The organism is Chitinophaga sp. W2I13 (assembly GCF_050434005.1).
In the GTDB taxonomy this organism is placed as follows: Bacteria; Bacteroidota; Bacteroidia; order Chitinophagales; family Chitinophagaceae; genus Chitinophaga.
Map to the genome: position 1 here is coordinate 70,621 of NZ_JBNPWD010000001.1, position 22,156 is coordinate 92,776.

Consider the following 22,156-nt stretch of genomic DNA (forward strand, 5'->3'; position numbering starts at 1 on the left):
CCTTTATAAAATCAAATATAAAATCAGATATAAAATCAAAACAGAATCAAAATCAGCGTAATCACGGTTAATCAGCGTAATCCTGCTCCAAGACAATTTAAAAGCGCCAAAGGCGCACCGCGAAAAAACCGCTCCAACTCCGCGTTTCTTTTTTGTACATTTAAAGGCATTTTAAAATTCCCGACATGTTAGCAAGAATCCTATTGCTGCTTACAGGTGTGTTGTGCCTGCATGCAGCGTTTGCCCAGGAAACCCGGTACATCTATCTTTCAGGCACCGATAAAGATCATACTGTTAACTGGGACTTTCATTGTTCCGGCGGACAACGCAGTGGCAAATGGACAACGATTCCCGTTCCATCCAACTGGGAACAGCAGGGGTTTGGCAGCTATAACTATGGCCATGATAAAGAAAAAGCCAGTGAAGAAGGGCTTTACCGCTACCGTTTCTCCGCACCGGACAACTGGCGCGAACGGCAGGTGAATATTGTATTTGATGGCGTGATGACCGATGCCGAAGTAAAAATCAACGGGCGCCTGGCCGGTGAAATTCACCAGGGCGGCTTTTACCGGTTCCGGTATGATATCAGTAAACTGCTGCGTAACGGCAGCAATCTTCTGGAAGTAAAGGTGAGCAAAATGTCGGCGAATGCAGGCGTAAACCGGGCAGAACGGAATGGCGATTTCTGGGTGCTGGGCGGTATTTACCGGCCTGTTTTCCTGGAAGTGAAGCCATTGATCCATATTGATCACGTGGCCATTGATGCCACCGCCAAAGGCCATTTCTCCGTGCAGGCTTTCACTACCCCATTGCCGGAAGGATACTCTCTCAGCGCGCAGGTGACCACCCTGGCTGGCCAGGCCGTTCAGCAGGCAGTGACCATACCTGCCGCAGCCACCCACCCTGCCGCCTATACGTTGCAGCAACAACTCGACCATCCCGCTACCTGGAGTGCAGAGTTTCCCCAACGCTACCTGGCAGTAGTAGCAATTAAAAAAGATAACCGGACCATACACCGTATCACCCAACCCTTTGGTTTCAGAACCATTGAAATAAGACCACGGGATGGCATATACGTAAATGATACCAAAGTAATACTGAAAGGCGTAAACCGCCACAGCGCCTGGCCGGAAACAGGACGCACGCTCAGTAAAGAGATCAGCATACTGGACGTGAACCTCATGAAAGACATGAACATGAACGCCGTGCGGATGTCGCACTACCCGCCGGATGAACACTTCCTGGATGTATGCGATTCGCTGGGTTTATTTGTACTGGATGAACTTACCGGCTGGCAGGCCGCCTACGACACCGTAGTAGGACACAAACTTGTAAGAGAACTGGTGGAGCGGGATGTTAACCATCCTTCTATTATTGCATGGGACAATGGCAATGAAGGCGGGTTTAACCGCGCGCTGGATGGCGACTATCACCTGTACGATCCACAGCTCCGTCCCGTACTGCATCCGTGGGAAAGATACAATGGCGTGGACACCAAACATTATCCCAACTTCAACTACCTCGTTAACTCCAGCCTGTACGACCAGGACATTTACCTGCCTACCGAATTTATGCATGGCCTTTACGATGGCGGCATGGGTGCGGGCCTGAACGATTTCTGGGATCGTATACTACAACATCCCCGTGGCGCCGGCGGTTTCCTGTGGGCATTCAGCGACGAAGGACTGGTACGCACCGATAAAAACGGCATCATCGATACAGACGGTAACCACGCCCCCGACGGCATAGTAGGCCCCCACCGCGAAAAGGAAGGCAGCTTCTATGCCATCCGGCAGTTGTGGTCGCCTGTACATATATCCCTGCCCGTTATTACATCCGCCTTCGATGGCCGTATACCGGTGGAGAACCGTTATGACTATGCGCCTTTGTCCAGGTGCCGGTTCAGGTGGCAGCTGCTGCGGTTTCCATCTCCCGGAAAAAATAACCAAACAGACACCATTGCCGCGGGCACAATTGCAGCACCGGATCTGGCGCCCCATACCAAAGGCTTCCTGCAGCTGCCACTTCCAAACGGCTGGCAGGATGCAGACGCATTATATGTCAGCGTAGAAGATGGTTACGGCCGCAATATCCTCACCCGCAGCTGGCCACTACAACCGCCTTCCCGCATTATACGGCAGTTTCCCGGGGTAAACGGCCGCCTGAATATTGTAACCGATCATGATACACTGGCCGTAGATAACGGTACCGGCACTTATTATTTCAGCCGGACAACTGGTCAACTGCTGCAGATTGTTACTGCCAAAGGCAGGATTTCATTAAGCGGAGGGCCTGTGCTGGCAGGCGTTTCACAGGAACTGAAGGAGTTCAGGCCGGGTACCGATTCCAGTGGTTATTTTATCATCGCCCGTTATGAAGGCAATGGCTACCTCCAGGTAAAGTGGACTTTCAAACCCGGCATCCCGGTACAACTGGATTACAGCTACAGTATCAAAGGCGCTACGCCTTTCAGCGGTATTACGTTCCGGTACCCGGAGGAAAAAGTAACGGGACTGTCGTGGACAGGTGAAGGGCCATACCGGGTATGGAAAAACAGGCTGCAGGGACAGCTGTTCGGTAGCTGGTATAAAGCCTATAATAACACGGTGACGGGGGAAAGCTGGGAGTATCCCGAATTCAAAGGCTACCATGCCAATGTGTACCAGGCTACCTTTCATACGAAGGAGCAGCCATTTACCTTTTATACCGGTAACGAGGGTACGTTTTTACAGGTATTTCATCCGCAGGCGCCAAAGGGAGCCGCTAACAACAATACTACGCCGGCGTTCCCCGACGGGGATATCGGTTTCCTGAGCGCCATTGCGCCCATAGGCACCAAATTCCAGGATGCCGCACAGATGGGACCTGAAAGCCAGGATAATATGATGCTGAACTATACGCCGGTGAAAGGCACTCTCTGGATCGGCTTACCGTAAGTTGCCGGGATCTGTTACAAAATTGAGGAAAGCATTGAACTTGGCGTTGTACTTACGTTTATCCAGCTTGAAATAGAAGGCGCCCCGCTTGGAGCTGAGCCGGTCTTTATCTTTTTGTTTGATCAGCAGGCCGGTAGACAAGACCTTACGGCTGAAGTTACGTTTATCGAAAGTAACGTCATACACCGCTTCATACAGCAGCTGTAACTGGGGAATGGTAAACTTCAGTGGCAGCAGTTCAAAAAGGATGGGGTGTATGGCGGCCTTATAGCGGAGTTTCTCCTGGGCCATCTTCACCATTCCGGTATGGTCGAAGATGAGATCGGGCAGCTTATCAAGCGAAATCCATTCTGCATGGTACTCGTCATTGATCTGCAGTTTGTATTGATTGATATCAATGAGGGCAAAGTAGGTGATAGAAACCGTGCGTTCTACCGGGTCACGGGCCGGGTCACCGAAGGCAAACAGCTGTTCCATGTATACCCCTTCCAGGCCGGTGAGCTTCTTCAAAATCCTTGCAGCGGCGGCTTCAAAGCTTTCGTCGGCCTGCACAAATCCGCCCATCAGGCTCCATTTATTCTTTTGCGGTTCAAATCCGCGCTTGATCAGCAGCAGCTTCAGCGCCTCCCCGTCAAAACCGAAAATGATGCAATCGACTGCCACCAGCATCCTTGATTGCCCTGAATAACGTGTCATACCAGCAATTATTTATATAACCCGGCAATTTATGGTTCCCTGCTGACATTAGGAAATTATATTACAATTTTCCTTGTTTATCTAAACAGCTGTTGCAACACAGGATCGGTATAATCCGCCACAAAAGCCCTGATATTATTGTAAGCGGCAAACTCTTCACGTGTATGCATGGTCGTTAACACAATGGCCTCCATACCGGCGTTCAAAGCAGCCTCCACACCTTTGGGCGCATCCTCAAACACAATACAACCGGCCGGTGTCACGTCCAGTAACTGCGCACATTTCAGGAATACTTCCGGGTTGGGCTTGCTGGTAGCCACGTCATCTGCACTGACAATTGCCTTCAGGTAATGCCGGAGATGCAGGTTATCGAGCACATAGTTAATGTTAAAAGTATTGGCAGCAGAACCTATTGCCATCGGGATACCGGCAGCGGCAGCCTTTTCCAGGAAAGCCGGGAGGCCAGCAATCAGCTCAAGGTGAGGCCTGAATGCTTCCTGGTACAATACTTCTTTTTCATGGGCAATTTCCTCCATCTGTTGTGCTGTAAAATGGTCTTTCCCAAAAACACGCACCAACAGTTCCTCATTCTTCCCGTACATGTGGCTTCTTACAATCTCCCGGGGAAGATTGGCGCCCAGCTTATTCAACATGTTGTACCAGCCTTCCAGGTGATACTCCATGTCATTGATCATGGTACCGTTAAGGTCAAACAGAAATGCTTTTTGCTGCTGTGTCATAATGCCTTTTTTTGTAAGGCGCAAAGATACGGGCGAATTTTGTCTTTCTCGCTGATTACACTGATTATACTGATTTTTGGATTTTTACTTTTTTGATTTTTTTATGATTTAATAATTAAGGGAGATAAAAGCGAATATATCCGCTTAAATCCCTTAATCCTTTATAAAATCAAAAAGTAAAATCCAAAAATCAGTATAATCAGCGTAATCAGCGAGAAAGACAAAATCCGCGGAATTACCTATATTTGATACACCAACAGACAAATCCGGCATCTCAAAATAACCTGTCTTTTCAGCAGCTATAGTTATCATTTTCAAATATTATTGTAGTATGGACATTATTCTAAGAAACAACATCCATGTTACCGGTAACCTGGAAAGCCCTCAGACGCTGGTTTTCGCTCACGGATTTGGCATTGATCAAACTTCTTTTTCAAAAGTAATTCCCTCATTTGAACATGATTACAAAATTGTGCTGTTTGATAATGTGGGTGGCGGAAAGGCCGATATAAAAGCGTACAGTCCCAAACGTTATGAGGCTATCAATGGCTACGCTACTGATGTTGCCGATATTATCCAGGCACTGGATTTGCGGCAGGTGACTTTTGTGGGACATTCGGTAAGTGGTATGACAGGTATGCTCACCAGCATCCACTATCCCGGCATGATTGATAAGCTGGTACTGCTGGGTTCCAGTCCACGCTATCTTAATGATCCGAAAGACGGCTATACCGGCGGGTTTGATCATGCAACGCTGACGAGTTTATTTGAAGCAATGGAAGCAAACTATCACGCCTGGGCTGCCGGCTTTTCAAAAGTAGCTATGCGAAATGAAGACAGACCGGAATTAGCGGCCGCCTTTGCCAAAACCCTGAATGACATCCGTCCGGATATTGCGATCCAGGTAGCCAAAGCCATTTTTTACCTGGACTACCGCGGGGAGCTACCCAAAGTAACACTGCCTGTGCTGGTAGTGCAAACCGCCAACGATATTGCCGTACCGGCCGTAGTGAGTGAGTACCTGGAAGCCAATATTCCCAACAGCCGCCTGACCAAAGTGGAAACAGAAGGGCATTTCCCCCAAATATCGGCGCCAATGGAAGTAGTAGCCGCCATACAATCGTTTCTTTAGTTCATCTTTTCAATTTCATATTGTGAGCACCTGGGAGCACAAAGCTTTAAACTTTATTAATCAAACCGGCAGATGGGATAAGGATAAACATATCTCCTCCTTTCTCGCATTCAGCATCTCCCTGGTAAAAAACCTGACGGAAGCAGACATTGCGCTGCAACTGGAATTTGAAGATGAAGAAACAGCCAAGGTGAAATGTGCCTCTCCCCTTCACCTGAACGATATGGTACTGAACCCTGAACCCATCAAAAAACTACTGTATACACAGGGCTTTAAAACCATTTACTGGCGCGAGATACCGCCTCCAAAAGAGAATGTATTTAAAGAAATACTACTGGCCCTGTCATCTGCCATTATCATCCCGGTAAATACCAGTCCCAATAACAGCCTGCTTATTCTTGGATGGAGTGAGCCACCTTCCTTTGAACCCGGTTTCCTGGAGTGTATAGAAACAATCCGGTTACGGTTGAAAGAAATACTGGTGCAATCCCAGCAACAGATCTATTTCCAACGTATAGCCGTGCGGTTTGCCGCTATCCTTCATACTATTCCGCATGCGCTGGTGTTCATCAACAACGACGGATTTTCCGGGTGGGTAAACCAGGAAGGCGCTGCCCTGCTGGGCCTGTCAGGCCCGGGAGAGCAACTGCCCGCGGTACTTTCAGATGCCATGATGCAACTGCGGAACAAAACATTGAACCTGGAAGCTATTGACAGGGAAGCGATGCACCTGTTTTCTTCCCCCGAAAATTCCATCAGCAACTGGCGGTGGCAAATGGAAAATAAGGTACTGCTGGTATCCTGTTTACCGGTTACCACGCAACAGATCAGCGGAAGATTATGGATTTTTGAAAACGGTGATCAATAACGCTGGCGCCAGAGAAAATAAAAAGTGCTGCCTTCACCCGGCTGGGAATCTACCCATACTTTACCTCCCTGTTCTTCTACCAGCAATTTGAAAATATTAAGACCGATACCGGTGCCTTCTTCTTTTCCTTCGTTGTCCAGCCGCTCAAATAGTTTGAAGATACGGTCGGTGTCACGTTTAGCTACCCCCGGACCATTGTCTTTTACATAAAACTCATAGAACTCTCCTTTGTCAGCTCCTCCAATGGTAATGACGCCGTCCTTCTTGTCGTTATACTTGATAGCGTTGGAAACCAGGTTCTGAAATACCTGCTGCAACTTGAGTTTATTGGTTTCCAGTACCGGCAGGGTGCCCACCGTTTCAATATGGATATTGGCAGGTGGAAATAACAGCTTTGATAACTGTGTTACCAGTTCGTGGACGTTCACCTCTTCAATGGTTTGCTCCATATCGCTTTGCCGGGTATAATCCAGCATAGACGTAATCATTTCTGTGAGGTGATTGGTAGCGCCCAGCACTATTTTCATATACTCACTCAGGTCGGGCGCATTCTGAATGCGTTCATCTTCGTTGATCAGCGCCAGCAAGCCAATAGCGCCCGACAGCGGGGATTTCAGATCATGCGCCACCACATACATAAACCGCTCCAGCTGTTTATTGATCTTTTCCTTTGCGGCCATGGCTTCTTTCAGCTCATATTGGTAGCGGTATAATTTTTCAAATACACTCACTTTTGCGCGGGTAACATTTACGTCGAGGGGCTTCGACAGGTAATCTACCGCTCCTTCTTCAAAGCCCCGCATTACGTATTGCTCCTCTTTATTGATGGCAGTTACAAAAATGATAGAGATGTCTTTTGTTTTAGGATTTGTTTGTAAGAGACGGGCTACTTCATAACCATCCATATCCGGCATTTGTACGTCCAGCATAATAAGACCTATGTCATCATGCCGGAGTACTGTTTTCAATGCTTCATTACCCGAATCAGCCTTTAAGATCTCTCTGTTATCGCCTTCCAGCATATGTTCCAGGGATACGAGGTTTTCTGCTTTATCATCTACCAGCAGTATGGTGAATGTTTTTGGTTTACGCTGCTTCATTTATCGACGTTTATTTTCGTGCTAATATTTCTTAAGTAACGAATGATATCATTAACGGACATGGTCTGAATACCGGAGCAAAGATCCAGGGCAGCCTGGGGCATCGTGTTAAACTCGGCGGTCTGCGGATCCTGTACAATCGCCGTGCCACCGGACGCGGCGATATGGCAAAGTCCTGCTGCACCGTCTTTATTGGCGCCACTAAGCAGTATTCCCACGGCGGCGTTGCCAAAGGCAAGGGCCGCACTCTCGAAGCTCAGATCTATAGCAGGCCGGCTGAAATTTACCAGTTCGGAATAGTCCAGCGAAATAGTTCCATCGGCTTCTATCAGAAAATGATAATTTTGCGGGGCCAGGTAAATATGCCCCGGCAATAATAGTTCTTTATCATCCGGTTCTGTAATTTTTTGTTTCCCGGATAGTAAGGTACCCAATTCACTTTGTACATTTTTCAAACGGTGGATAACGATCATCACTGGCATAGGAAATGTTGCTGGCAGCTCTTTGATCAATTTGGTGAGCACTGTCATACTGCCGGCAGAACCGCCAATAACAAGGATCCTGTATGAATGGGGCGTTGTCAGCTTTCTTACATTTTACGCCTGAAAATTTTATTAGCCTGGTTTATTGTTTCAAATTTTGTCCTTTCTTCATTATATAATAGTGATTCTTTAATCCCTAATGCCAGGTAACCTAACGAAGTTAAGCTTTCATAAAATAATTTTACTACCCGGTTCTGCAGTGTTCTGTTAAAATAAATAAAAACGTTCCGGCAACAGATAAGTTGAAATTCATTGAACACCTGGTCTGTCACGAGGTTGTGCTGAAAAAAAATAATGTTGCGCCGCAAGGCCGGGTGGATGATCGCATTATCATAACGTGCCGTATAGTAGTTGGAAAAATCGTTGATACCGCCGGACCGCATATAATTAGCGGTATACTCTTTCATGTCTTTCAGGGCAATAATCCCGCTTTCTGCTTTGTCCAGGTTGGCTTCATTGATATCTGTGGCGTATATCCTGCAGCGGTCGAGCAAGCCGGCTTCTTCCAGCAATATCGCCATGGAATACACTTCTTCGCCTGTAGCGCAGCCGGCATGCCATACATTAATGATCGGGTAAGATGCCAGTCGTGGTAGTACCTGCTCCCTCAATACCTTATAAAACGAGGGGTCCCGGAACATTTCGGTTACATTCACCGTGATATACTGCAGCATTTCCCTGAAGAAGTTTTCTTCATTCACCAGGCGGTGTTTCAGTTCAAAGACGCTGTCTATTCCCGCCATGCCGGTAAAGCGGCTGAAGCGGCGCTTCAATGAAGCGCTGGCATAGTCTGAAAAGTCATACCCGTAGCGCTGTTGAATGATCTTCACCAGTTCTGTAAAATCTCCATGACTGATTTCCTCTTACCATATAATTTTTATGACAACCATACCCGTAACAGGGAAAGCAGCTTTATATTATCTACGGGTTTGGCGATATAGTCGGATGCACCTGCCTCCAGGCATTTCTGCCGGTCGCCAGCCATTGCCTTGGCAGTGAGGGCAATTACCGGCAATTGCTGAAACCGGGCGTCAGCGCGGATATGTCTCATAGCCTCATAACCATCCATTTCCGGCATCATGATATCCATCAGTACCAGGTCGAGTGTTGGATGCTGTTGCAATACTTCCAGTGCTTCCCGGCCATCGGCGGCGGTGAGCACCGAAATACCCTGTTCTTCCATCAGTGCGCTGATGGAAAAAACATTACGCATATCATCATCTGCCAGCAGCACGGTTTTGCCGGAAAGATTGCCTTCCGTCCAGATAGTGGCCGTATCTTCTATGTTTGTTTTCTTCTGCAGTTTGTAAAGGAAAAGCTCGAGTTCATCCATCAGCCGGTCGGTGGCATGCGTGGAGTTGCGCACAATAGCAGAAGCATACTTTTTCAGCTGTTGCTCTTCGCTGCCGGTAATATCCTGGTCGAGGTACACAAGGAGCGGCGTATCACCTGATTCGGGGATCTGCGTCAGCGCTTCCAGTTGTTGTAAACCGGCCTGGAGGTCCTTACCAATTTCCACTATTACTGCATCATACTTTGTTCCGGCGAGCAACGCCTGCGCCTCCGGAATGCCTGCGGCAATATCATACCTGCTGCCAAGATTCCTTTCGGCACTCATGGTTTCAAGTGTGGCGCCTGCGCTCAGCGGTCCTACCGACACCAGCAGTACTTTTTTCAGCCGTGCCTGCAGTTGTGCGCTGATGCTGGTGAATACTGCTTCAAGGTCGCTCAGTTCAAGCGGCTTCCTCGTATAGCCATGTATGTTATCTTCCTTAATAGCCTGTATATCTGCGCCGGTTACAACATGTACAAGGATTTTACTCAATTCCTCACTGCTTTTGAGGATTTTGAGAATGCTGCTGCCGTCAATTACCGGCAGGTTCATATCCAGGATAATGGCTACCGGCAAAAATTTGCGGGCATAGGCCAATCCGTCCTGCCCGTTATGCGCCACGATGGTTTTAAATCCCTTGTTACGGGCAAAGTCGCGCAGGATATCCGCAAAATGAACGTCGTCTTCAATAATCAGGATCAGTTTATCCTGTTTGGTGAGGTTATCGCGGTCGTCGTTCACAGCAACGGGAGATTGTATCTGCGGGGCAATGTCCTTTACCGGTGTTACCGGCACTGCGCCCGGTATGGTAGCGTTTACCGGTAATACAATGGTGAAAGTGCTGCCGGTAGGGCCGCTGTGATCGAGGCGGAGCGCTCCATGCAGCAGCTGCGTCAGTTCCCGGCTGATGCTCAGGCCAAGGCCGGTGCCACCGTACTTACGGCTGGTACTGCCATCTCCCTGGTGAAAGGCGTTGAATATCAGCTCCTGCTTGTCTGCCGGTATACCCGGACCGGTATCTGTAACGCTGATACAGAGTGTGCCGGGAGTGCTTACATACAGGGAAAGACTGACCACGCCTCCTGCTGGTGTAAATTTAAATGCGTTTGACAGCAGGTTGCGGACTACCTGTAACAGCCGGAGTTTATCGGTATGGATAGCTGCAGGAACATCCGGCGCTAAATTTTTGGCGAAGGAAATCTGCTTCTCGTGCGACACCACATCGAACAGGTCGGAAAGGTCTTCCACAATGCTCTGCACCGGCACATTTTCAAATTCCATCTCTACTTTACCGGCTTCTATTTTAGACAGGTCCAGTACATCGTTGATCAGGTGCAGCAGGTCGGAACCGGATTTATAGATGATACCGGCATACTCCACTTGTTTTCCTGTGAGGTTTTTATCTTTGTTTTCCTGCAACATTTTCGCCAGGATGAGCACACTGTTCAGTGGGGTTCTCAGTTCGTGGGACATGTTGGCGAGGAACTCTGATTTATAACGGTTGCTGGCTTCCAGTTCAGTAGCCTTGAGGGAAAGCGCTCCCCTGGCCATTTCCAGGTCTTTATTTCTTTCTGTTATTTCTGCGTTTACCTGCCGCAGTTCTTCTTCCTGCACCTTTAGTTCTTCTTCAGATGCCTGTAATACTTCCGACTGCCTGCTCAGTTCCTCATTCGACTGCCGCAGTTCTTCCTGCTGGCTGATCAGGATTTCCCTTTGTTCCTGTACCTGTTGAAGCAGATGCAGGATCTTTTCGCGGGCATTGGCTGCATTAACGGCAACCGCTATATCTTTTGACAATACTTCCAGCAACCGCAATTGTAAAGGCGTTACTTTCCGGAAAGAGGCGAGTTCAATAACGCCCAGCAATTCATTTTCTATCCACAGTGGCATCATTACCAGGGAGCCTGGCTGAAGGTGTCCGCTGGAAGAGTTCAGTTGCCAGTAGTTAGCCGGCACGTCGCTGATAACGAGGATCTCCTTTCCGGAGACGGCTGTTCCCAGGAAACCGTCGTTCAGTGGCACCGCCTGTGGAATAGCAGCAGGCATGCTAACAGCAGCGTACAAACGAAGATCCTGGTATTTATCGTCGTAGCAATAGAAGGCGCCTGCCGTAAAATCCGCGAATGCAGTAAGGGTATGCAGGCATTTCCGTACCAGCTCATCGCGGTTATTCACGCCCTGGAGGCTGTCGTTCATATTATTGACGCCAGTCAGCATCCAGTTCTTTTCATTGGCAGCGGCGTTGATTTCCACCACTTCATCCAGTTTGCGGTTCAGCGCCTGTTGCACGCGCAGACGGCGTTTAAACTCTGCGTAGGTGACTCTCATGAGGATAGAACCTACCAGCAGGATGAATGCATTGTTGATCAACAGGGTTCTGACAGCTTTGGTAAAAGAACTGCTTTTTACGTTCTCGCGAACAGCCAGCAAACGGCGTTCCTCTCCATTTACCTTGCCTACCTGTGCCCGCACCCTGTCCATCAACAGCGTTTCTTTTTCTGTAATGTCCCCATTCTGTTCGAAGCGTTGCTGTACTAAGGTATGATCCAGTACATTCCAGTAGCTGAGCAGGGCATTGATATTATCTTCCAGGGAGTCTATATTTTTTAGCTGGTTCGGGTTGTCCGCTACCATGGTACGCAGATCGTTTACGGCGGGCGGCACTTTGGGAAGCGCCAGCTCATAGGGTTGCAGGAATTTTTTATTAAAAGTGCCCCGGAAACCCCTGCGGGAAGCTTCCATATCAAATAATAAACGCTGTACCCTTTCGGAACCATTGAGTACGCGATAAGTGTGCTGTACCTATCCCGCCTCTTCTGTTTGCTCGGTAAACGTTTGCCACGTTAAAAATCCGCCGAGTAAAACAAGCAATACAATAACGGCAAATCCGAGGTACAGTCTGTTAACTAATGAAATCTTCATATAATATTAATTCCTTAATATAGCATAAAAATACCTAAATGCACTCACATTCAATACCTTTGGGGGGAGCAATAAATCTGTTTAAACAGTAATGTAACCATTTGTTTTTATCAATGGAAAACTATTCATTTATTTTTAAAGTATATATCCATATAACATCAGCCATTTCAAATACCACGAAGCGCATCTTTAGAAAACACAATAAAAGTATCACCCTGCCGAACAATTAAATATCAGTTTTGTTTAGCGGATTAAATTCAGCCACGATGAGTAAAATTTTGTTAGTAGAAGATGATGAGATAATGCCCAAAATAGTGGCAAGGATTCTCCCTTCTGCAGAGTATGAGCTGGACCACGTATCAAACGGAAAAGAAGCATTTGAAAAACTGGAAGCCACCAATTACGGTTATGACCTGATCATTACGGATATTATGATGCCGTATGCCAACGGGTTTGAAATTCTGAGCCGGGTAAAGAGCCAGCCCAGGCCGATCCCGGTGATTATTGTTTCCAATGCCGGTAACGAAGACATGATCATGGAGGGCTTTAAACTGGGAGCAGATGATTTCCTGAAGAAGCCGATCATACCTGCAGAATTACTGATCAGGGTCAAAAGATTGTTAATGAAGAATAAATAGCTGCATGTTCGATATACCCATTCCTGCTTTCCTGGATCCCGCGCTCAGCACATTCAGGGAAGCGCCATTGGCCATCAGGCTGGCAATGATATTTATTATAGTGGCTGTCCTGGTTACCCTGCTGGCTTATCTTTCTATATTAAGAAGCCGGTTCCTGGGGCATCAGCGGAGAAAAAGACTGGATTACCTGCTCCCAAAGATCGATAACCTGATCATTGATGAGATCATGGCTAATCCCGAAGTAGCCGCAGGCACACCGGCCAGCCAGATACAGCTGAACCTGGATGGATTCCAGGAACTGCCTTTACATAAGAAATGGGCCAGGCAGGCTACCACGGACCGCATTATACATTTCCGCCGCAATGTAAGAGGCAATGCCGGCCACCTGCTGCGCAACCTGTACATCCAGCTGGAACTGAGCAAGGATACCATGAAGCAGATGAAGTCGCCCAAATGGGCCCGGAAAGTACGGGCACTGACAGAGTTCATCGACATGGATATCCCCGTGGCAGATGTAACCATTCTACCATTAACGAATAGCCGTAACCGTGAGTTACGTGCCGCCGCGCGGCATGCGTATATCAAGCTCAGTAAAAATGAGCCCTTTAAATTCTTTGATGTGGTAACCGATCCCCTGCTGATGTGGGACCAGGTGGAATTATTCCGGATCATTACCACTACGGAAGATATCTCCATTCCCAACTTCGCCAGGTGGGTCACCTACTCTTCCAATAAAAGCGTGGTTTCTTTTTGCCTGAAACTGATCGTTCATTATAACCAGCTGCCCGCTGTACCTGCAGTAACCCAGCTGCTGGACACGAAAGATCATTACCTGCGCGCAGACGCCATTAATTGTCTTGGTAAACTAAAGGTCCCCGACGTGGAAGACAGGCTGGTATCCATGTACAGCAGCCAGCCACTGCAATGCCAGATCGAAATACTGAAGGCCATAGGCCGCATCAGCAGCGGACGTCAGATCGACTTCCTGAAGCAGGAATTCCTGCATTCTACCAACTTCGATCTGCGCAAAGCTGCCGCCAAATCCCTGGTACGAAACAACCAGCTAGCCGGCAACGTAATACAGGAACTGCTGGAAACCGCTAATCGCGAAAACCTGCTGATACTGAAGCATTGTATGAACCCTTTAATTAAATACTGATGGAGGGCATTTTATCATGGCTGGGCAGGGCCTACGAAAATACACTTTTCGTATATGGGTTGGTTTTACTACTGGTATACGCCTTACTGGCCCTGCTGTCGATGCTGGCTATCCGCCATTACACCCGGAAAAGCACCCAACATCAGCTCGACATACTGGCCAGCTCGCCGATGGCGCCTGGTCTTACTATCCTTGCACCTGCCTTTAATGAAGGCCTCACCATTATTTCCAATGTGCGGTCGCTCCTTACGCTCAACTATCCACGCTATGAAATCATTATCATCAACGATGGCAGCACCGATAATACCATGGAACAGCTGGTCTCGGAATTCAGGATGGTGGCGGTGGACTTTGCCTATAACCCCAGGATACTGACGCAACCTGTGCGGAAGATCTATAAATCCACTGACCCCGCTTATTCTGCCCTGATGGTGATTGATAAAGTGAATGGTAAAAGTAAAGCTGATGCCGTGAATGCGGGGATCAACATCGCCACGTTTAAGTATTTTGTTTGCACCGATGTTGACTGTATCCTTCATAAAGATACCTTGCTGGAACTGGCGCTGCCGGTAATGCAGGAAGAAAAAAGAAAGGTGATTGCCGTTGGCGCCACTTTGCGCATCGCCAACTCATCCGACTTTGACGAAGGAGTGCTGATCCGTATGCGGCCTCCCCGGCAGCTGCTCCCCCGCTTCCAGGAGGTGGAATATATCCGTTCCTTCGTATTGGGGAAAATGGGCTGGAGCTATATTAATTGTGTACCCAACGTTTCCGGCGGACTGGGTTTATTTGATAAAGAAGTAGCCACCCGCTGCGGAGGCTATGACCACAGCTCTTTCGGGGAAGATATGGAATTGCTTACCAGGATGTGCCGCTATGCACACGACAATCAGATTGACTATGCAGTGAAGTATATTCCCAAAACCCTCTGCTGGACGGAAGGACCGGCTTCTGTAAAAATATTCAGCCGGCAGCGCACCCGCTGGGCACGCGGACTGGCTCAACTAATGTATGCCCATTTCAGTATGTTCCTGAATCCCCGCTATGGAAAAATGGGACTGATCGTATTTCCTTTTAACTTCTTCTTTGAATTACTGGCGCCTTTGGTAGAGTTCAGTGGTGTCATTATTTATATATACCTCGCCGTAACCGGCCAGGTAAACTGGCCTTATGCATCGTTGCTGCTGCTTTTCGTATATACATACGCCGTTATGATCACCACTATCGCTATCCTATGGGATCAGCTTTCTTTTGGTTATTATAAGAAGTGGTGGGAGGTAGCCTATTTGTGCCTGACACCTTTTATGGAGTTTTTACTATATCATCCGCTCATTGTATTTTTTTCCCTGCGGGGATATTATTATTTCCTGACGGGCAAAAAAAGTACGTGGGGAAATATGCAGCGGCAAGGCTTTGGAAAAAAGAAGAAATAAAGAAAACAGTGTGCTATGCTCAGAACAATTTTTGAAGGAGGCGTATTTATATATGGTTGCGTACTGTTGTGCATGTACGCCTTGCTGGCGTATTTGTCTTACCGTGGTATTATCCGTTTCCGTAAAAAAAGCAGTTTCACCGACTATAATCACCTGCTCGATTCCCCGCTCACGCCGGGCATATCCGTGATTGCGCCTGCCTACAATGAAAGCGTTACCATTATCATGAATGTACGTTCGCTCCTGACGCTGAACTATACACGTTATGAAGTGATCATTGTAAACGATGGCAGTACAGACGATACGCTGGAAAAGCTGATTATGGAATTTGAACTGGTGCCCGTGGATTTCGCCTACAACGAAAGGATAGTAACACAACCCGTGCGGCAACTGTTTAAATCTACCAACACCGCCTACGATAAATTGCTGGTGGTCGATAAAGTAAATGGTAAAAGTAAAGCCGATGCTGCCAATGCAGGGATCAATGCGGCCGCCTTCGACTATTTCCTGAACACAGATGTGGACTGTATCATTGAAAAAGATACGCTGCTCCGTATGATCAAACCATTCATGGATGAAGAGCATAAGAAAACCAAAGAGATCGGGGAACCTTGTCCGCAGTGCGGATATGTGCATGTGATGGAAGACAGCCGACAGGCGATAGCCACCGGCGCTACGTTACGCATAGCTAACTCCACGGAAATTGATGAAGGCGTGATCATACGGGTACGCCCCCCCGAAAAAGTGCTGCCCCGTTTCCAGGAAATGGAATATATACGGTCTTACGTGCTGGGGAAAATGGGATGGAGCGTGATGAACAGTGTACCCAATGTTTCCGGCGGGCTGGGCTTATTTGATAAAGAAGTGGCTATCAAAGCCGGTGGCTATGATCACAGCTCTTTTGCGGAGGATATGGATATTGTAACCCGCATGTGCGCATTTATGATCGATAACAAACTGAAATACGCCATACGCTATATTCCCACCACGCAATGCTGGACCGAAGGCCCTCCGAACATGAAAGTTTTCAGCCGCCAGCGCACCCGCTGGGGTCGCGGATTGGCGGAGATCATCACCCTGCACCGGAAACTCATTTTCAATCCGCGTTACAAGAAACTCGGACTGATTGTGTTGCCTTATAACCTGTTCTTCGAGTTTCTGGCGCCCATCATAGAGTTTACCGGTATCCTTTATTATATCTACCTGATTATTACGCACCAGGTAAACTGGCCTTATGCACTTATATTATTACTCTTTGTATACCTGTTCTCCGTGATGATCAGTACGCTGGCCATCTGTTGGGACCAGCTTACCTACGGCTATTACAAAACCTGGCGGGAAGTGATTTCACTGTCGCTGATGGCCCTTTTTGAACCGCTGATCTACCATCCGCTGATTGTATTTTTTGCACTGCGAGGATACTGGTTCTTCTTGACGGGGAAAAAATCATCGTGGGGAAATATGCAAAGACAGGGATTTGGAAAGAAAAAATAAACTTATAAATGACAAGCAAATGGCTGTATTAAAACATCTGTTAACCGGAATACTGGTGTGTTGGGCGATGCAAACGCAGGCGCAGATTTTAAAACAGAAGAATAATGCAGAAGCACTGTATAACCAGGCCGTCCAGGAAACAAAACTGCAGCACTATGATAAAGCCATCAGCTTATCGCACGAAGCGCTGAAGGCACAACCTGATTTTATTGATCAGCAGCTGTTACTGGCGCGCCTGTATATGCTCACCAAACAATATGACCTGTCCAGGAAATATACCAAAGCAGTACTTGCCAAAAATCCGCGTTACCGCGATGCCTATTATTATGCGATCAATGTAGAACTTACCACGGGAAAATATGCAGAAGCGGAATGTTATGCAGATGAAGCCCTGGCGTATTTTCCCGGCAGCCGGGAATTTATGCTGAAGAAGCTGGGCATACTGGATTTGCAGCACAAAGTATATCGTGGCAATGAACTGGCCGAAACCATCATGAGCAAATATCCTGAAGACACCACCGTGCGCAATGCCTATATTGAACACTACCTGCAAAGCGGTAAGTACTACCAGCAATTAGGCAACAGCGGCATGGCACGTCAGAGTTACGACCGGGTACTATTGGCTGATCCTCATAATCGTGATGCGCGGGAAGCCAACCTGGGCGTGGCATTAAAGGGCGGAAATTACCAGTCGGCGCTGGAGCAGGTGAATGATGAACTTGCCGCTCATCCCGGCAGTTACGACCTCCTCATGCGGAAGCTCAGCATACTGGAAGACATGCACGCGTATGTAGAAGCGCTGAGTACCTTACAGGAAATACAACGGCGGTACCCGGGAGATCCCAAAGCACGCACTATGGAAACTTCCCTGCGCATGGAAGCCGCTACTTACTATGCTAACATGGACCCCTATACGCTTTATGGCAGTGTGCTGGAAAAAAATCCCGGCAACCGCGAAGCGCTCGATAAACTCATTGGTTACAGTATGGCCCGTGGCGCTTACCAGGAAGCCCTGGCATGGATTAACAGGGGCCTGAAAGCCAATCCCAACGACAGCCACCTGCTGGCATTGAAGATGGATGTATTGGAAGGTGACCGTAAGTATGGCAGCGCCGCGGCACTGGCAATGATACTGTATCAGCGCTCACCCAATCCGGTGCTCAAAGAAAGACTGGTACAGCTGCAAACCGTCACCGGGCGCGAATACCTTGCACAGCAGCAGTACGACCTGGCACTTGCCTCCTTTGAGTCGGCCCTGAAGGTAAGTCCTGGCGACTCTGCGGTGCTGCACCTCCTCGCCAATACCTATATCTCTCAAAAAAACACCTCCGCTGCATTAAAAGTACTGGACCAGGCACTCACTTATTACCCGGCCAATGAATCTTTTCTCCTGAAAAAATCCGGTGTGCTGGCAGATGCCGGCAGGTATGAAGAAGCTGCCGCCATTGCCGGTGAACTGGCAACCCGCTATCCTTCCGATGAGCGCTTCAGCAACAACTTTGTTGATATGCGTTTAACAGCAGGCCGTAATTTAATGAAGGCAGAAGAATATGACCTGGCCAAGCAACAGTTTGAACAGGTACTGGCCATAGTGCCTTCCAACCAGGAGGCGCTCGATTATATGATCAACATGCAAAGCGCCACCGGTAAGCCCGACAGCGCCCTGTACTTTGCAGATAAAGCGCTGACCTTGTATCCCGGCAACCGTGATTTCCTGCTGAAAAAAGCATCCGTGCTTCAGGACATGCATGCGTATAACGAATCTGCTGCCATTACCGCCGACCTGGTGAACCGCTATCCCTACACACTCAAATACAAAAATGCATACCTTACCAGCCTGATGTCGGCCGGTACTGATTACCAGCGTAATCAGCAACCCGACAGCGCGCTGGCCGCGTTTAACCAGGTACTGGCCTTGCGCCCGAAAGATTCAATGGCGCTGTTGTACAGTATCAATATCCTCAACGGGCAGCAACGCTACGACAGCGCCCTCGCCTACACCGCGCAGGGAATAAAATATTACCCGGACAATGAAACCTTTTTAATGAAACGGGCCATCACCCTGGAGAATAAAAAAGATTTCACGGCCGCCGCACTGGTAGCTGATTCGATCGTAAAGCTGCAACCCACTGCCGTGAATACCGACTACCGTGATTACCTGGCGAGTAAAACACTGAAGAACCAGTTCGGATTGTATTACCTCAACTCCAGCTATGATTACATGTCCGACAAATATAACATTGCCACTATTGAATACCGGCGCTACATCAAACGGGGCTCTTACGCGGTGCAGTTGAACTATGCCGGCAGAAAAACCGGCAATGGCTTACAGGGACTGGCAGAAATGTATTACACCCACACGCCTAAACTGTATTCTTATGGTATGCTGGCTTACTCCAACAAAACGGTGTTCCCACAATTACGGGCAGCCTACTCGATATTCAAGACCTTTAAAAAAGATATAGAAGTGGAACTGGGAGGCCGTTACCTGAACCTGGACAGTACCAATAGCATTTCCGGTGTGGTTTCTGTGGCAAAGCCTTTCGGCGATTTCTGGGTAAACCTGCGGGGATATGCCATCAGCGAATCTTCTGATTTTTACACGTCCTTTAATCTCACCACCCGTTATTTTATGAACCGGCGGCAGGACTATCTGCAGGTAGTAGCAGGATTAGGTACCTCTCCGGACGACAGGAGCCGGCTGATTAACTTTCCCAATCTTACCGGTTTACTGACACATAGCATTGGTGCAGGCTACCAGAAAATGATCCGGTACCGGACCACACTCGGACTTTTCGGCACCTGGATTAACCAGAAGATCAGTGATACCGGGTACCAGAACCAGTACGATATTTATGTAACGCTTCAGCGTAAATTTTAACGGAATTACAATGTGCAGAATTATGAACAGCCTTTTGTTAATGATCACTACGTTGTTATACAGTGCCTGTCGGCCTCCGGCAGAAGAGATTACACTGGTACGGCAGGGACGCAGCGAATACGTGATTGTGCTGCCGGAACAGGCTACCAAAGCAGAAAGCAAAGCGGCAGGTATTCTCCGGGATTATATCCAACGTATTTCCGGAGCTGCGCTACCCGTGATATCAGAACCTCAATACAAGGACCAGCCGGCGGTGTTTATTGGCAATACCACCCATAGTGCAGGCCCGGCTGAAATTCATGGAGAAGGTTTTTTCACCGGCAGCAAAAGCAGGCAGCTCTTTATCCGTGGTGGCAGTGGCCAGGGAGTGGTGTATGGGGTATATTATGTGTTACAAACGTATATGGGTTGCCGTAAGGATGCTGCGGGTCCGGCAGTAATACCTACGATGAAGGATATACGACTAAACGGCGCTATCTCCGATTTGCAGGAGCCTGCATTTATTTACCGGGAAAGCTACTACCCTCCTTCCATGGATGCCGAATACCTTGCCTGGCATGGGTTACACCGGTTTGAAGACCTTTGGGGCGTATGGGGACATTCCTTTTTCAAGATTCTTCCACCGGATACTTACTTCAGGGATCACCCGGAATACTATTCAATGGTAAATGGTAAAAGGCAGCCGTTGCAGCTTTGTTTAAGTAATGAAAACGTATATACTTTAACGGTAGACTGGTTTAAAAAAGCGATGGCAAACAACCCGGATGCCATGTACTGGTCTGTTGCCCCGCAGGATGGCGGCGGCGGCTGTACCTGCGATCTATGCCGCAAGGCAGATGCAGAAGAGGGCGGTCCACAGGGTTCATTGATCCGTTTTGTAAACCGGGTAGCCAAACAATTCCCGGACCAACGCTTTACCACGCTGGCTTATGGCTATACGGCCAAAGCCCCGTTAAAAACAAAACCGGCGGCCAATGTGTACATTATGCTGAGCACTATTGACGCATTCCGGCAGCAACCACTCGCCCAGGCATCTTCTGCAGCCGGGTTCCGCAAAAACCTGGAAGACTGGGAAGCCACTACCGGCAACCTTTTCATCTGGGATTATACCACGCAGTTTACCAATTACCTGAATCCGTTCCCCGATTACAGCAACCTGTCATCCAACCTCCAATTTTTTGCGGCTCATCATGTAAAAGGCGTGTTTTCCCAGGGCAGCGGCGAAACCTATGGTGATATGGCAGAATACAACAGCTACGTACAGGCGGCCTTGTTATGGCAACCGGCTGCTGATATGAAAAAGGTCAACAGTGACTTTTTAAAGGGCTATTACGGTGCTGCCGCGCCTGCGATGGGGCAATACCTCGACGCGCTCACGAATGCTGTTAAAAGCACCCGTGCGGTGCTGGATATCTACGGTAACCCCATCTACTCATCGCGCGATTATTTATCGCCGGTGCAAACAGACCAGTATTCCGGTTTTCTCGATAAGGCCGAAGCGGCAGTAGGTAACAACCCGCTTTATCTCCAGCGTGTATATAATACCCGGTTATTCCTGGAATATGCGGTGTTGCAGCAATCGCGTTTTTATGGCACCGACAAATATGGCTATCTCCAGCCTGATGGCACGGTAAACCCGCGGTGGCCGCAACGTGTACAGAAATTTGTGGCGCAATGCAAAACAGCCGGTGTGCAGGAACTGGCAGAAGGCGGGTTATCCCCTGATGCCTATGCGCAGGAGTGGCAGGAGTTGTTTTCCCGTAAATGGGTGAAGAGTCTTGCGTTAGGTGCGGCGGTTACCCTTGTAAATCCGTACACGCCGGAGTATACGCCTAAAAAGGAGCGTACGCTTACCGATGGATTAACCGGTGGCAACGACTTCAGTTACAACTGGCTCTTTACTTATGGTAAGGATATGGTAGCTACTATTGACATGGGCAGCAGTAAAACTATCCGCCAGGTCCAAATGAATTTTTTACAGGATGCACGGCATTATATTTTCAATCCTGCACAAGTGTTGGTGGAAACATCTGCAGATGGTACTCACTTTACATCTGCCGGCGTAAAGGATATTCCTGTTCCGGAGGAAGAATACGCAGTACGTATTCATCACTATAGTTTCTCCATCCCGGGCGTTTCGGCCAGGTATATCCGGATCACTGCCAAATGTCCGGCTACACTTCCCGATTGGCGCCTGGTGGAGGGAAAGAAGCCCTCGCTTTGCTGCGACGAGATTACCGTGGAATAACCCTTACGCAAAGGTGGACTTAATACGGTGTATC

At 48.3% G+C, this 22,156-nt stretch carries 16 protein-coding genes and 1 pseudogene; 9 read left to right on the forward strand and 8 right to left on the reverse strand.

Annotated elements, in window-relative coordinates; translation table 11 throughout:
• The first annotated feature begins 185 nt into the window (after nt 1-185).
• Nucleotides 186-2,936, forward strand: coding sequence for a glycoside hydrolase family 2 TIM barrel-domain containing protein (locus QFZ48_RS00245; protein ID WP_429060575.1), 2,751 nt, complete (start codon nt 186-188; stop codon nt 2,934-2,936).
• On the opposite strand, the gene QFZ48_RS00250 is transcribed toward QFZ48_RS00245, so the two are convergent.
• The 3 genes from QFZ48_RS00250 to QFZ48_RS00260 all read right to left on the reverse strand — a co-directional run bounded on the left by QFZ48_RS00250 (nt 2,928) and on the right by QFZ48_RS00260 (nt 4,684).
• Nucleotides 2,928-3,632 carry an NUDIX hydrolase gene (locus tag QFZ48_RS00250; RefSeq protein ID WP_370911295.1) on the reverse strand — a complete coding sequence of 235 codons (705 nt, stop codon included), beginning with the start codon at nt 3,630-3,632 and terminating at the stop codon, nt 2,928-2,930. The two genes, QFZ48_RS00245 and QFZ48_RS00250, sit on opposite strands and share 9 nt — an antisense overlap.
• A 77-nt stretch (nt 3,633-3,709) precedes the next feature.
• Entirely contained in the window at nt 3,710-4,372 is a 663-nt protein-coding gene (locus QFZ48_RS00255; RefSeq protein WP_429046600.1) for an HAD family hydrolase, read from the reverse strand.
• A gap of 153 nt (nt 4,373-4,525) precedes the next feature.
• Entirely contained in the window at nt 4,526-4,684 is a 159-nt protein-coding gene (locus QFZ48_RS00260) for a hypothetical protein (protein ID WP_429046599.1), read from the reverse strand.
• A 19-nt stretch (nt 4,685-4,703) separates the two neighbouring features.
• Between QFZ48_RS00260 and QFZ48_RS00265 the strand changes: the two genes are divergently transcribed.
• Together QFZ48_RS00265 and QFZ48_RS00270 are read left to right on the forward strand one after the other, a co-directional pair.
• Nucleotides 4,704-5,504: an alpha/beta fold hydrolase gene (locus tag QFZ48_RS00265; RefSeq protein ID WP_429060577.1), complete on the forward strand. Its 801-nt coding sequence runs from the start codon at nt 4,704-4,706 to the stop codon at nt 5,502-5,504.
• Nucleotides 5,505-5,526: 22 nt separating this feature from the next.
• On the forward strand, nt 5,527-6,372 hold the full coding sequence (locus QFZ48_RS00270) for a hypothetical protein (RefSeq protein ID WP_370911293.1): 846 nt from the start codon (nt 5,527-5,529) through the stop codon (nt 6,370-6,372).
• Here QFZ48_RS00270 and QFZ48_RS00275 read toward each other — a convergent pair.
• The 5 genes and pseudogenes from QFZ48_RS00275 to QFZ48_RS00295 form a co-directional block, all read right to left on the reverse strand.
• Nucleotides 6,366-7,472: a sensor histidine kinase gene (locus QFZ48_RS00275; RefSeq protein WP_429046597.1), complete on the reverse strand. Its 1,107-nt coding sequence runs from the start codon at nt 7,470-7,472 to the stop codon at nt 6,366-6,368. The genes QFZ48_RS00270 and QFZ48_RS00275 overlap by 7 nt on opposite strands.
• Nucleotides 7,469-8,056: a chemotaxis protein CheB gene (locus QFZ48_RS00280; protein ID WP_429065433.1), complete on the reverse strand. Its 588-nt coding sequence runs from the start codon at nt 8,054-8,056 to the stop codon at nt 7,469-7,471. The genes QFZ48_RS00275 and QFZ48_RS00280 overlap by 4 nt, the downstream gene beginning before the upstream one ends.
• 5 nt (nt 8,057-8,061) lie before the next feature.
• Nucleotides 8,062-8,871, reverse strand: a complete 810-nt coding sequence (locus tag QFZ48_RS00285; protein ID WP_429065435.1) for a CheR family methyltransferase — start codon at nt 8,869-8,871, stop codon at nt 8,062-8,064.
• 20 nt (nt 8,872-8,891) lie between these two features.
• Nucleotides 8,892-11,675, reverse strand: coding sequence for a hybrid sensor histidine kinase/response regulator (locus QFZ48_RS00290; RefSeq protein ID WP_429065437.1), 2,784 nt, complete (start codon nt 11,673-11,675; stop codon nt 8,892-8,894).
• A gap of 96 nt (nt 11,676-11,771) precedes the next feature.
• Nucleotides 11,772-12,137 (reverse strand): annotated as a pseudogene (locus QFZ48_RS00295) (CHASE3 domain-containing protein); the annotation flags it as partial.
• Between the two features lie 398 nt (nt 12,138-12,535).
• Here QFZ48_RS00295 and QFZ48_RS00300 point away from each other — a divergent pair.
• The 6 genes from QFZ48_RS00300 to QFZ48_RS00325 are packed head-to-tail and all read left to right on the forward strand — an operon-like array spanning nt 12,536 to nt 22,122.
• Complete coding sequence (locus QFZ48_RS00300) at nt 12,536-12,907, forward strand: response regulator transcription factor (protein ID WP_370911289.1); 372 nt, start codon at nt 12,536-12,538, stop codon at nt 12,905-12,907.
• A 4-nt stretch (nt 12,908-12,911) separates the two neighbouring features.
• Nucleotides 12,912-14,066 (forward strand): HEAT repeat domain-containing protein, encoded by a 1,155-nt coding sequence (locus QFZ48_RS00305; RefSeq protein WP_429060578.1) that lies wholly within the window; start codon nt 12,912-12,914, stop codon nt 14,064-14,066.
• Nucleotides 14,066-15,499 carry a glycosyltransferase gene (locus tag QFZ48_RS00310; protein WP_429046593.1) on the forward strand — a complete coding sequence of 478 codons (1,434 nt, stop codon included), beginning with the start codon at nt 14,066-14,068 and terminating at the stop codon, nt 15,497-15,499. The genes QFZ48_RS00305 and QFZ48_RS00310 overlap by 1 nt, the downstream gene beginning before the upstream one ends.
• A gap of 15 nt (nt 15,500-15,514) precedes the next feature.
• The gene (locus tag QFZ48_RS00315) at nt 15,515-16,993 is read left to right on the forward strand and encodes a glycosyltransferase family 2 protein (protein ID WP_429060580.1); all 1,479 of its coding nucleotides are present in this window, start codon (nt 15,515-15,517) and stop codon (nt 16,991-16,993) included.
• A 19-nt stretch (nt 16,994-17,012) separates the two neighbouring features.
• A complete protein-coding gene (locus QFZ48_RS00320; RefSeq protein ID WP_429060582.1) occupies nt 17,013-19,874 on the forward strand; it encodes a tetratricopeptide repeat protein in 2,862 nt (953 codons plus the stop codon).
• Nucleotides 19,875-19,896: 22 nt separating this feature from the next.
• A complete protein-coding gene (locus QFZ48_RS00325) occupies nt 19,897-22,122 on the forward strand; it encodes a DUF4838 domain-containing protein (protein ID WP_429060584.1) in 2,226 nt (741 codons plus the stop codon).
• Nucleotides 22,123-22,156: the final 34 nt, after the last annotated feature.